At 67.9% G+C, this 10,469-nt stretch carries 14 protein-coding genes and 1 riboswitch; of the genes, 6 read left to right on the top strand and 8 right to left on the bottom strand.

Annotated features, from left to right (window positions below; all coding sequences use genetic code 11):
- The first annotated feature begins 251 nt into the window (after nt 1-251).
- The 5 genes from ppk2 to BJF77_RS17870 all read left to right on the top strand — a co-directional run bounded on the left by ppk2 (nt 252) and on the right by BJF77_RS17870 (nt 4,392).
- On the top strand, nt 252-1,163 hold the full coding sequence (gene ppk2 / locus BJF77_RS17890; RefSeq protein ID WP_075873020.1) for a polyphosphate kinase 2: 912 nt from the start codon (nt 252-254) through the stop codon (nt 1,161-1,163).
- A gap of 194 nt (nt 1,164-1,357) precedes the next feature.
- On the top strand, nt 1,358-2,521 hold the full coding sequence (locus BJF77_RS17885) for a glucose-1-phosphate adenylyltransferase family protein (protein ID WP_075873019.1): 1,164 nt from the start codon (nt 1,358-1,360) through the stop codon (nt 2,519-2,521).
- A 165-nt stretch (nt 2,522-2,686) separates the two neighbouring features.
- Nucleotides 2,687-3,211, top strand: a complete 525-nt coding sequence (locus BJF77_RS17880) for a hypothetical protein (RefSeq protein WP_139318647.1) — start codon at nt 2,687-2,689, stop codon at nt 3,209-3,211.
- A gap of 466 nt (nt 3,212-3,677) precedes the next feature.
- Nucleotides 3,678-4,139, top strand: a complete 462-nt coding sequence (locus BJF77_RS17875; RefSeq protein ID WP_075873017.1) for a hypothetical protein — start codon at nt 3,678-3,680, stop codon at nt 4,137-4,139.
- A gap of 40 nt (nt 4,140-4,179) precedes the next feature.
- Complete coding sequence (locus BJF77_RS17870; protein ID WP_075873016.1) at nt 4,180-4,392, top strand: hypothetical protein; 213 nt, start codon at nt 4,180-4,182, stop codon at nt 4,390-4,392.
- Nucleotides 4,393-4,475: 83 nt separating this feature from the next.
- Here the strand turns inward: BJF77_RS17870 and BJF77_RS22225 are convergent, their stop codons facing one another.
- The gene (locus BJF77_RS22225) at nt 4,476-4,610 is read right to left on the bottom strand and encodes a hypothetical protein (RefSeq protein WP_255396358.1); all 135 of its coding nucleotides are present in this window, start codon (nt 4,608-4,610) and stop codon (nt 4,476-4,478) included.
- A gap of 282 nt (nt 4,611-4,892) precedes the next feature.
- Here BJF77_RS22225 and BJF77_RS20300 point away from each other — a divergent pair, with 282 nt between their 5' ends.
- Nucleotides 4,893-5,507: a hypothetical protein gene (locus tag BJF77_RS20300; RefSeq protein ID WP_139318646.1), complete on the top strand. Its 615-nt coding sequence runs from the start codon at nt 4,893-4,895 to the stop codon at nt 5,505-5,507.
- 323 nt (nt 5,508-5,830) lie between these two features.
- Here the strand turns inward: BJF77_RS20300 and BJF77_RS17860 are convergent, their stop codons facing one another.
- From BJF77_RS17860 to BJF77_RS17835, 7 genes are all read right to left on the bottom strand, one after another.
- Complete coding sequence (locus BJF77_RS17860) at nt 5,831-6,145, bottom strand: multidrug efflux SMR transporter (protein ID WP_075873014.1); 315 nt, start codon at nt 6,143-6,145, stop codon at nt 5,831-5,833.
- A gap of 10 nt (nt 6,146-6,155) precedes the next feature.
- A riboswitch (guanidine-III (ykkC-III) riboswitch) is annotated at nt 6,156-6,223 on the bottom strand.
- Nucleotides 6,224-6,339: 116 nt separating this feature from the next.
- On the bottom strand, nt 6,340-6,918 hold the full coding sequence (locus BJF77_RS17855) for an NAD(P)H-binding protein (RefSeq protein WP_158041317.1): 579 nt from the start codon (nt 6,916-6,918) through the stop codon (nt 6,340-6,342).
- 230 nt (nt 6,919-7,148) lie between these two features.
- Nucleotides 7,149-7,373 carry a hypothetical protein gene (locus tag BJF77_RS17850; RefSeq protein WP_075873012.1) on the bottom strand — a complete coding sequence of 75 codons (225 nt, stop codon included), beginning with the start codon at nt 7,371-7,373 and terminating at the stop codon, nt 7,149-7,151.
- Between the two features lie 308 nt (nt 7,374-7,681).
- Nucleotides 7,682-8,479: a GAF and ANTAR domain-containing protein gene (locus tag BJF77_RS17845; protein ID WP_255396357.1), complete on the bottom strand. Its 798-nt coding sequence runs from the start codon at nt 8,477-8,479 to the stop codon at nt 7,682-7,684.
- A gap of 124 nt (nt 8,480-8,603) precedes the next feature.
- Nucleotides 8,604-8,753: a hypothetical protein gene (locus BJF77_RS20700; RefSeq protein ID WP_154676745.1), complete on the bottom strand. Its 150-nt coding sequence runs from the start codon at nt 8,751-8,753 to the stop codon at nt 8,604-8,606.
- 591 nt (nt 8,754-9,344) lie between these two features.
- Nucleotides 9,345-9,629, bottom strand: a complete 285-nt coding sequence (locus BJF77_RS17840; RefSeq protein ID WP_139318645.1) for a hypothetical protein — start codon at nt 9,627-9,629, stop codon at nt 9,345-9,347.
- Nucleotides 9,630-9,836: 207 nt separating this feature from the next.
- On the bottom strand, nt 9,837-10,469 hold a 633-nt coding region (locus tag BJF77_RS17835), incomplete at its 5' end, for a YsnF/AvaK domain-containing protein (protein WP_139318644.1).

The following is a 10,469-nucleotide window of genomic DNA, read 5'->3' as shown; positions in this document are numbered from 1 at the left end:
CATCCTGTGGCGAGGAGCCCGTTCCTCATCTCACCGGCACACCCGTGGCAAGAACCTCATGCCCCACAACATCTAGGGGAATCGTCGTGGTGTGCCCGCGCCGGTGTTGCCGCTGGCCGGGGCGGGGGTGAGAAGCGGGCGGGGCCCTGGTGCTGTGCCCTCTCCTGAGGGCAGGTGAGGTGGTCTTGTGCTGATCCCGGCGTCGTTATGCAGTGTTGAGTGGGCCGTGTGGCCCGGGAGGAGATCGATCCATGACTGAGACGACGGAGCCGGGGCGGGAGAACCTGCGGGAGTTCATCGACAAGCTCATTGGTCAGGGCTACACCGTGCCGCACGGCAACGAGGAGGACCCGGAGCTCATCGACCCGGGGGGCTCGGCGGTGGAGACCTGGCGGGAGGACTACCCGCACGAGGAGCTGATGAGCCGCCAGGAGTACGAGCTCGAGAAGTACCAGCTGCAGATCGAGCTGCTGAAGTTCCAGTACTGGGCCCAGGACCACGATCTCAAGCACGTCATCGTGTTCGAGGGCCGGGACGCCGCCGGCAAGGGCGGGACGATCAAGCGCTTCACCGAGCACCTGAACCCCCGGGCGGCCCGGGTCGTGGCGCTGACCAAGCCCTCGGATCGGGAGGCCGGGCAGTGGTACTTCCAGCGCTACATCGGCCACCTGCCCACGGCGGGGGAGATCGTGATGTTCGACCGCTCCTGGTACAACCGGGCCAATGTGGAGCGGGTGATGGGTTTTTGCACCGAAGCGGAGTACGAGCAGTTCATGGCCCAGGCCCCGGTGTTCGAGAAGATGCTGGTGGACTCCGGCATCCACCTGACCAAGTTCTGGTTCTCGGTTACCCAGCACGAGCAGCGCACCCGGTTCGCGATCCGCCAGATCGACCCCGTGCGCCGGTGGAAGCTCTCGCCCATGGACCTGGCGTCCCTGGACCGGTGGGAGGACTACACGCAAGCCAAGGAGGAGATGTTCCTGCGCACCGACACCGACCACGCCCCGTGGATCACGGTGAAGTCCAACGACAAGAAGCGTGCGAGGCTCAACGCGATGCGGGTGTTCTTGACCCAGTTCGACTACGAGGACAAGGACGTCTCGGTGGTCTATCCCCCGGATGCGTCGCTGATCCGGCGCGGTCGGGATGCCGTGGGCGACTGAGCCGACCGGCGGCCGCCGGTGTCGAGCGAGGTGGTCCTAGCGCAGATCGGGCGCCCATCCCAGCAGGGAGCTAAGCTGGCTTAGTAGTGGTGGTGGGTTGCCCGCATGCGCGGTGGCGCACCGCCGCGGCCCAGGTGAGGTGGGGCGGTGCGGCCGATGATGGTGCCCCCGCCTGTGGATTGGGGGAGGTTCTGATGCGGATACCGCGGATTTTGGCCCTGGTGCTGGCCGGTGGGAAGGGCTCCCGGTTGGGTGCTCTGACCGAGAAGAGGGTCAAGCCGGCTCTGCCGGTGGCGGGCACCTATCGGCTCATCGACTTGGCCCTGTCGAATCTGGCGCACTCTCACATCTCCGATGTGTGGGTGGTGCAGCAGTATCTGCCGCACAGCCTCAATGTGCACCTGGCCAATGGGCGGCCCTGGGATCTGGACCGCTCCCACGGCGGGCTGCAGGTGCTGCCCCCCTACGAGGGGGCCTCGGGGGAGGGTTTCGCCGAGGGCAACGCGGACTCGATCTACCGGCAGAAGGAGCTGATCCGCCAGTTCGCCCCGGATCTGGTGCTGGTGCTCAGTGCTGATCACCTCTACACGATCAATTTCCTCGATGTAGTGGACACTCACCTGGAGAAGGGTGCGGACCTGACCATGGTCACCACCGAGGTCGCCGAGGACCCCTCCCGCTACGGTGTGGTGCAGGTCGACGACGACGGGTGGGTCACCGGGTTCGACTACAAGCCCGAGGAGCCGCAGGGCCGGCTGGTGGCCGGGGAGATGTTCCTCTACGACGCCCAGAAACTCCTGGAAGCCCTCGAGGAGCTGCACGCCCAGCACGGGCAGCTGGAGGACTACGGCCACGACCTTGTGCCCTGGTTCGTCGCCCACCGTGCCGTGGCCGAACACCGCCTACACGGGTATTGGATGGACCTTGGCACTCTGCAGTCCTACTGGACCGCGCACATGCAGCTGCTCGACGGTGACGGGGTGATCCTGGATGATCCGGGGTGGCCGATCCTCTCGGCCCAGCCGCAGCGGGTGCCTGCCCGGATCGCCGGCAGCGCGCAGCTGCACACCTCGATGGTCGCCGCCGGCGCGGTCGTGGGCGGGGTGGTGGAGCACTCGGTGCTCGGCCCCGGTGTCGTCGTCGAAGAGGGCGCGACGGTGCGTAACTGCGTGCTGTTGGACGGGGTGCGGGTGGGCCCCGGGGTGAGTCTGCTCAACGTCGTGGCCGATGTGGGTGCGGAGATCTCCGGCGGCAGCCGCCGCGGCTCACCGGCGGGGGTGACGCTGATCGGCGAGGACGGGACGGTGGCCACCACCGAGGACTTCGACCGCTCCGCCGTGCTGCCCGACGGGGTCTGAGACCCCGCCGTGCCCCACCGTTCCCTCTGCTCACGGCAACGCCCGCGGGCCTATGTGCCCGCCCCGGTGCCACCGAGGGAGGCTTCGGAGCGGGCCCTGGAATGGGCCTGTGTTCCTCGTGGTCCTGTCGGCTGGTCCTCGGTCGGGTTGCTGGTGCCGGATCTGGTGACACTGGATCGGGCGCGTCATCTGCGCCAGGCCCAGAGCAAGGGGGCGATCATCGGATCCGCCCAGGAGCCCGGTGACCTGGCGCAGTGGGCGGGGCCGCTGGTCGTGTATTGGCCCACCCTGGCCACCCTGGCCGTGGCCGAGACTATGGCCGTGACCCGCACCGTCGTGGTGGCGTTGAACAACGACACCTTGCGCCCCTGGGTGGATGCCTTCGACCCCGAGTGTCTGGCCGGGGCTCCGGTGGCCCCCACCCCGGTGGTGCTGCCGGTGCCGCTGGTGCGCCGGGCGATGGTCTACTACACCCACCGCTTCCAGCGGGAGCCGGCCGTACCGGAGCCGGTGTGGCGCATGCTGCTGCGCCGCCTGGAGCACCTCTACCACCACGGTGAGCACTTCACCGCCGAGTCCCTGCTCGCCCTGGCCTGGCAGCTGCACTGGCCCCCCGACACCGCCTGGGAGCTCCACCAGTGGGCCACCCGGTCCCTGCCCCAGGCCGATCTGCCTCACCCCGCACCCTGAGCTCAGAACACCGACCTGGCCCACCGCCCCGTCCGGGGCCACCGCTCCAGGGGCCGCCGACAGGCGGGGCCCCGGCCGCCGCAGGCCCCGCGGCGCGGCCCGGGCGGTAAACTGAGACGACTGCGGGCCCGGCCGCCACCCCCCTCGGACTCCCGCCACGGACGAGCACCGGACTGGTGCACCGGCCACCGACAGCACCCCAGGTGAAGCCGGCAAGCCCGAGCGCACCCCCCTGGTGCGGTGGGTGGGACGGGGCCGCAGCACCATGAACCAGCGTTTGTCCCCCCAGAGCTGGACAGCAGCCGACGGCACAACCGTGCACCCTCCCCAGGGGCGCATCCCAGCAGGGGGCCTGTGCGGGCAGAGTGCACGGTGACCCGCCCAGAATACCGGCACCAGCCCGTTAGCCAGTATGCTTACTAATGCGTTCGGGTGTATCGGGCGCGGTACTGGGTGGAGGAGCGCGATGTCGGTGGGGCCCTGGGAATCTTTTGCCAATCCGCGGGCCTACACGGCCGCCCCGATGGCCTCCGGCGTCGCGGTGTTCCACGCGGCGGCCTGGATCTTCAGCCACAGCGAGGAACTGAGCTGGTCATCGCTGGGAATCGTGGTCCCGGACCGGTCCCTGGTGCCCGAGCTCGAGCAGCTGCGCCGGCTCAAGAGCCGTGGGGTGCGGATGGGCACCATCTCCCAGGCCGAGGACGCCCACCACTTCGACCGGGTGCTGATCGCCTACCGCCCCGATGCGGCCACCCTGGCGAGGGCGGAGGCCATGGCCCAGGCGCGGGTGGTCGTGGCCATCGGCGAGAACTCCGAGCACTTGCGCGAGTGGGTGAACACGCACCGACCGGTGCATCTGGGCGGGGCGGACCTGCTGGCAGCTCCGCTGCTCCCGGCGCCGGGCCCGACCGTGGCCATGGTCGGATGAGTCGCCGCATCAAGGTGGAGGACAGCAAGGAGGAGTGGTCATGACGATGCTGCTCGGAGTGGCCGGGATGCTGCTGGGCGCCGTGCTGCTGGCAGTGGTGGTGCGCCACGACGCCCGTACCGGGGACAGCCCGACCGGGGCGGCAGCCACACTGGCGGTACTGGTGGCCGCGGTGGCGGTGATCGTGCTGTTCAGCACCGGGATCGCCCTGGTGGGGATCACCGGACTGCTGTCCGTGGCGGCAGATTCCTAGAACTGGTCCCGTGAAACAACGGTCCTCTCCAGGTTGTCACCGGTGGCGTGAGGACCGCTGACGTCCTGCACAGGTCATCGCGTTCACCGCAGGGAGATGCTCACGAGGGTGCCCGGCACCAGAGGGGCAAAGCCGAGGGCTGCAGTCAGGGCGAGCACGGCGCAGGAAAATTTCTGCGGTCCCACTGGGTACATGACGATGATGGCCCAATATTCCATGCTGTCCTGGTGGGGATGACCGCAGTCGAATGCCAGCGGGAAGAACATGCCTTGACCAAAGGTATTGAAATACGCGCATGATCAGTAAGGACCAGAAGGATGCCGCTGAGGGCGGCTGGCCCCTTCTCGGCAGAATGTGTATCAGCACAAAACGACTACTCCGAAGGATGAACCATGCACAAAAGGACCACCTTGACCTCCCTAGTCCTCGCTGCAGGCCTCGCTCTCGCGGGGTGCTCCAGTAATCCGACGGCAACCCCCGAAACGCCCAGTGAAACCGCTATGAGCTCCCAGACCCCTTCTGAGTCCCCTTCACCTGAGCGGGTCAACTTGGACGAACCGTTCTACGTGAAGACTCCCGAGGGTTCGGAGATTGTCGTTGACTTCTCGGCTGAGCCCCCTGCCGACATTGAGGAATACCGGATTGCCACAGGCACCGGAGTTGGCACCTACGCAACTGTGGATATCGACAACCGTCAGGGCACCGAATATTCAAGCGTCTACCAAGTGACTCTGTACGATGAAGAAGGCAACTCTTACCCGTTCCAAGATGTTGAGCTGTACCACTTCTCAGAGTGGGGGCCAACCTTCACCGAAGACTATGACTACGTGATGCCTGATGGAACCGTGCTTGATGAAGCTACCGCCAACAAGTTCGAACAGATGGAAGCCGCTCTTTACGAGAAGTACTTTGATGATGGCGCTGACCCGTTAGAACGTTCCCAGTCTTGGATCGCTACTCCTGGCGAACTGCCTGAAGACATCGTCGGTGTCTCCATCGAAGCCAACGGCTCAGGTTCAGGTACTCCGATGGTGCCGCTCTCCGAAAAGGATTCCTACGTCGTTCCCGACGACGGTACAGGCCCTCAGGTGGTCGGTCCTCCGCCCAGCACCTGAGCACTACGAAGACAAGACCCCCGCCCAGGCCCTCGGCTGGGCGGGGATTTTGTCGTAGAAGGGCTCCTGCGAGGAAGCCGGCGGGCAAAGCCCAGCCACGGAGTTCCATGCCGGTCCTCGAATTGCCCGGCGGGGGCGGGAGGCCGATGTGCGGGGTCCCCATCGGCGGGTATGCCGGTGACACTGCGCAGCGGGGTCGAGCGGTGTTGCTCTCGGCTCACGCAAGCCCGCTGTGTGGCTGCCCGGTAGGCCGGACTGCTGTCGGCTCGGGCTGCTCGACGCGGTCATCAGCTCGTGACGGCGAGAAGCGCCTCGATGCGTTCTCAGTGGGAGAGTTTGAGTCCGAGGACCCCGCCGATGATCATCAGCAGGAACACGATTTTGAGCATCGCGACCGGTTCCTCACCGGTGGCCATCGCGTAGACGACGGTCAGTACTGCACCGATGCCCACCCACACCGCGTAGGCGGTGCCCACGGGCAGGTCCCGCATCGCGTAGGCCAGCCCGGCCATGCTCGCGACCAGCGCCGAGGCGAAGACCAAGGACGGTCCGAGCCGGCTGAAGCCTTCGGACTTGCCCAGCGCGGTGGCCCACACCGCTTCGAGGATCCCGGAGAGCACCAGAACGAACCAAGACATGACAGCCTCCTGCGGGCCGTCTTGTCGCACACCGGGTACAGCACCCCTCGTCCGGGAACCCGGTGTTTCGGGCTCATGTCCAAAATCTCACACCGGGTGGTGAGGGGCAATGTCAGACGTGTCACCACCCCGAGCATCGGTTCATGAACGGCAGTGCCGGTGAGCATGGCGCCCTGAGTTTCGCAGGACACCTCTCAGTTGCTGATCAGGGGACTGGTCCACAACAGGCTGGTTTCCAGGACCTGAGCGGCGAGGAACCGGGCGGCATCCTGCTGGGTGAGGGATGCCCGCCGCTGGGGGCCCGGGCGCAGGTGCACGTGGCGCACACCGCGGGCGGGCCCAGCACTCAGGACCGGGGTGCGCACGATGGTCCAGCTCAGCCCGGATCCGGTGATCATCCGGAACCGGTCGCGGGTATGGGCGATACCGGCTGGGCGCAGTGTCTGGCACAGCTGCTGGCGGGCGTAGGCGGTCTTGGTGCTGTCACCGGGGGCGGGATAGAGGTGGTGTGGGGCCAGACCGACGTAGCGGTGCACCCGGTGGGCCGTCATGGCTGCCACCAGGTGCCGGGTGGCGGTCCGGGCGCGGGCGGCCGCGACCTGTTTGCGGGACACACTGAGCACGTCCACGACGGCCTCTGTGGTGGCCACGGTGGAGGCCAACCACGTGGTGTCGGTGATGTCCCCGTAGGCGAGATCCACCAGGTGCGGCTGGTGGGCGTCCTGAACCGGCTCACCGTCCAGGACGGCGGTGGGGTGGTGTCCGCGGAACAACAGTCTTCGACGACCTCTTGTCCTAGGGGTGTTCCGGCACCGAGCACAATGACGCGCACAATGTCCTTTCAGAAGCCCCGGCACCATTCCCCGGGGGGCAGGAACCGAGATGGGCGAGGACGGGGCGGGTGGATGCACCCTCTTGGGACTGGGGTTCTACGGCCCACCGGTCCCCCGCATCGCCGGGCCCTGGGCTGAACCACCACCGGCCCCGGTGGGCCGGTGATGGTTTAGCCCAGCAGGCGGGAGGTGAACTCGATCTGCAGCTCGTGCAGCCGGTCGCAGGTGATCGGGTGCCCGCCCTCGGGGTCGGTGAGGTACTCCAGCTCCAGTTGCCGGCAGATCCGGCTGTGCAGGATCTGCAGCTGCTCCAGGGGCAGCCCCAGCAGCTCATCGGGGAACGGGTCGTCCGGGCCCAACCGCATCAGCCGCTCCAGGGCCGGTGAGGCGGTCACGGTGGCGCCGGGGGCGGGGCCAGCCTCCGCCGCGCCGCTCAACGGATCACCGCCGACTGCTGGGCGGAACCGGCCCGGGAACCAGGTCCCAGGACACGGTGCAGGGGGTGTCGGGGGCAAAGTGCGGGGGAACTCGATGCAGACGGGGCGGGGAAGCTCGAAGGCATGGAAACGATCTTTCACTGGGCACGATCAAGGGATCGGTCAGCTACTCGACCAGGGGAGAGCTTATCCACCGTCGGCCCCGGTACGCAACGCCCTGTGCGGCCATCAGCCGCCCCCGGGGGTCAGCGGGGCGACCGGGGGTCTCAGGCGGTGCCGCGGGCCGCCCAGGGCGCTTCAGAGGTGTTGAAGTGGGTGGTGGGGGCCTGCCCGGTGGTGGAGGTAACGAGTTCGACGGCGAGGTCACGCACCTTGAGATTACGCCGGGCCGCGGCGGCGGCCAGCAGATCGAAAGCCTCCTGCTGGGTGCAGTGCTGCTGGCCGATGAGGATGCCCACGGCCACGTCGATGGCGGTCCGGGAGGACATCGCCGCGGCCAGGTCCGTTTCGGTGTCCTGGTGCCTCGCCAGGCGCAGGGCCAGGCGCAGAGCGGTGGAGGCGGCCACGACCTCCTGGGTGATCGCCGCGATCGCGTCCTCGTCGAAGGCATCACGGGTGCCGGCGTAGACGTTCAGCGCGGCCTTGTCGGGGCCGGGCAGATCGAAGGGGGCCGCCACCGCGGCATGGACCCCCTGGGCGGCGGCGGCCTGCCCGTACTCCGGCCACGGCCCCTGAGCCAGGTCCGGGGCGTGGACGATCAGCTGCTGGCGGGCGGCGGTCAGGCACGGCCCGTCCCCGTAGTCGTACTGGATCTCGTCCAGCACCAAGGCCCGGGCGTTGGAGCTGGCCACCGTGCCCACCCGCCCGTCGCGCAACAGCGTCACCGCGCACCACACCGAGGTGTGCTCACCGGTCAGGTGCGCGGCCATGACCTGGGTGAACTCCTCCAGGAACTCCCGCAGATCCTGGCTCTCGGCCAGGACCTCGTGCAGGCGCAACCGGGTGGAGACCGACGGGAACGACGGAATTGGACGATGGGCCACCGAGGAGGAGTCGTCGGTCACGGGATACACCTTTCGGCAGGGGCCGGCGCGGGCGCCGGGAATGCAGGACGGAGGAAGATCAGGGTAGAGCAGGCGGAGCCTGCCCCACTCGAAGACCGCGAGTGGGAGTAGGCCCTCGGAGGGGTCAGCCCCGGTGCGGCGGCGGTGCTGGGTGGGCCCGGATGTCGGTCTCGGTCAGATCGAGCATGATCCGCATGCCGGTCCCCAGCTCCTGGATCCACACCACCCCGATCTGCGGGGCGATCTCCTCGAGCACCCCGCGGTGCCGGAGCATGCCACCCATCCACGCCTCGACCACTTCCCCTGCCCGGACCTGAGCCGGCCAAAGTGCAGCATCGTCCTTCGCGCCCGACTGAGGTGCTGATGCTCGCCGGCCGGCCGGCCGGCTGAGCGCCACCGGGTGAACACGATCAGGGAGCGGCGCGGACGCAGAGGGAACCGGGGTGGGCATATCGGCGGGATCCTTTGGCCAGAGCAGACAGAGCAGGACAACATCGCCCACCGGGATGATCAGCAGCTTGACGGCGGGACCACACCGTGGAGCCGCTGCCCCGGCCACCTGTCCTGGTCGCCGAGCAGTGGTCGGGCCGGTGTAGAGAGGAACGCCCCCGCACCGTCATGGGACGCAGTACGGAGGCGGCAGTCACACCGGTGAGCGGCGGCATGATCCCCCCAGGGGGACCCAGCCACCGCATGTAGCCCGCCCACCCCGTACGCCCAGCGCGGGGATGGGCGGTCGTCCGATTCTACCAATAGCAAGCATGCTTGTCACCGTGACCGAGGACCGGCTCACTGCGGAAGAGTGTTCGTCTGCTGCCGGCTCAGCCGGGAACGTGTCGGGGTCAGGTCCGTTTGGTGGCGGTGGTCAGCCGGTCTTGGTGACGGTGGCCTCGGTGAGGATGAGTTCTTCCTCACGGTCGATGTAGGGGGTGGCGGTCTCCTCGTCGGTGACCGCCAATAGGGCTTCGAAGTCGTCGATGGTGAAAACGTCTCGGCTTTCCACGGTGCCGGTGACTTCGACCTCGTCACCGACGGTGAGGTCTTCGGGGAATTGCTGGGCCATGACGATGGTGTCTTCCCCGCCGATGGCGATGACCCCGGGCACGAGCACCTCTTGTACCTCATTGGCCAAGGTCAGGGTCTCGCCCACCAGTTCCTCGGCGGGAACCTCGGACTGGTCCAACTGGGTCAGCCGGGTCTCATCGGTGCAACCGGCGGTGGTCGCGCTGGGCCTGGTCCACTACGCGGCCGTGCCCGGCACGCGGGCCCGGCGGGCAGCGGGGTGAACCCGCGTCCGGCACGACGACGGGGCCGTCACCACAACGGTGACGGGGGCCCCGGAGTCGATCGGGTGCGATCAGATGCGGTCGCGGCGATCCTTGTCGGTCAGGCCGGTGCCGCGCTCGGCGTCGGTCTCGACCTCGACCTGCTCCTTGCGGACCTCAGCGTCGACGCGCTCGGTGTCGCGGACGGTCTCCTTCTCGAGCTCGATCTTCTCGACGCCCACGGTCTCCTTGGCCACCACGGCACGCTCCTCGTGGAGGGTCACCTCGACGTCCTCCTCACCGATGGTGCCGCCGGTGACCTCGGTGCCGTCGAGGGGAATGCGCTCGACCCGGACCTCCTCGCGCTGAACGGGGACGTCAACAGTCTCGTGCTCGGTCACGACGTACTTACGCAGACGGGCGCGGCCGGTCTCCTGACGCTCCTTGCCCACGCGCAGGCGCTCCTCGTGACGGATGACCTCATTGTCGTCAAGCTCAGCGCGAGCGGCGGTGTCGTGACGGTCCGCGGTCTCGTCGGTGTACCGGTCATTGCGGGTGTACCCGGCGGTTCCGGCCGGCGGAGCGGCGCTACGATCGATCTCCGTGGCGTCTCGGTCGTCACGGCCCCCGGTGCCGGAGTAGTTCATCTTGTAGTAGCGGTAGATCTCCTCCTCCTCGGCCGGGGAGAGGTGCTGGTCCGCGTCCACGTTCGGGGCGTCCTTGAC

Origin of the sequence: Kocuria sp. CNJ-770 (assembly GCF_001942375.1) — a bacterium.
Lineage (GTDB): Bacteria > Actinomycetota > Actinomycetes > Actinomycetales > Micrococcaceae > Kocuria > Kocuria oceani.
Note: the sequence above shows the minus strand (reverse complement) of the source record. Positions and strands in the feature narration are given on the sequence as shown.

Bases quoted from the DNA above. Each gene is read 5' to 3' on its own strand.
- ppk2 (WP_075873020.1), top strand. From the start codon at position 252: ATGACTGAGACGACGGAGCCGGGGCGGGAGAACCTGCGGGAGTTCATC.
- BJF77_RS17885 (WP_075873019.1), top strand. From the start codon at position 1,358: ATGCGGATACCGCGGATTTTGGCCCTGGTGCTGGCCGGTGGGAAGGGC.
- BJF77_RS17875 (WP_075873017.1), top strand. From the start codon at position 3,678: ATGTCGGTGGGGCCCTGGGAATCTTTTGCCAATCCGCGGGCCTACACG.
- BJF77_RS17870 (WP_075873016.1), top strand. From the start codon at position 4,180: ATGACGATGCTGCTCGGAGTGGCCGGGATGCTGCTGGGCGCCGTGCTG.
- BJF77_RS22225 (WP_255396358.1), bottom strand. From the start codon at position 4,610: ATGGAATATTGGGCCATCATCGTCATGTACCCAGTGGGACCGCAGAAA.
- BJF77_RS20300 (WP_139318646.1), top strand. From the start codon at position 4,893: ATGAGCTCCCAGACCCCTTCTGAGTCCCCTTCACCTGAGCGGGTCAAC.
- BJF77_RS17860 (WP_075873014.1), bottom strand. From the start codon at position 6,145: ATGTCTTGGTTCGTTCTGGTGCTCTCCGGGATCCTCGAAGCGGTGTGG.
- BJF77_RS20700 (WP_154676745.1), bottom strand. From the start codon at position 8,753: ATGCTCCGGCACCGCGGGGTGCTCGAGGAGATCGCCCCGCAGATCGGG.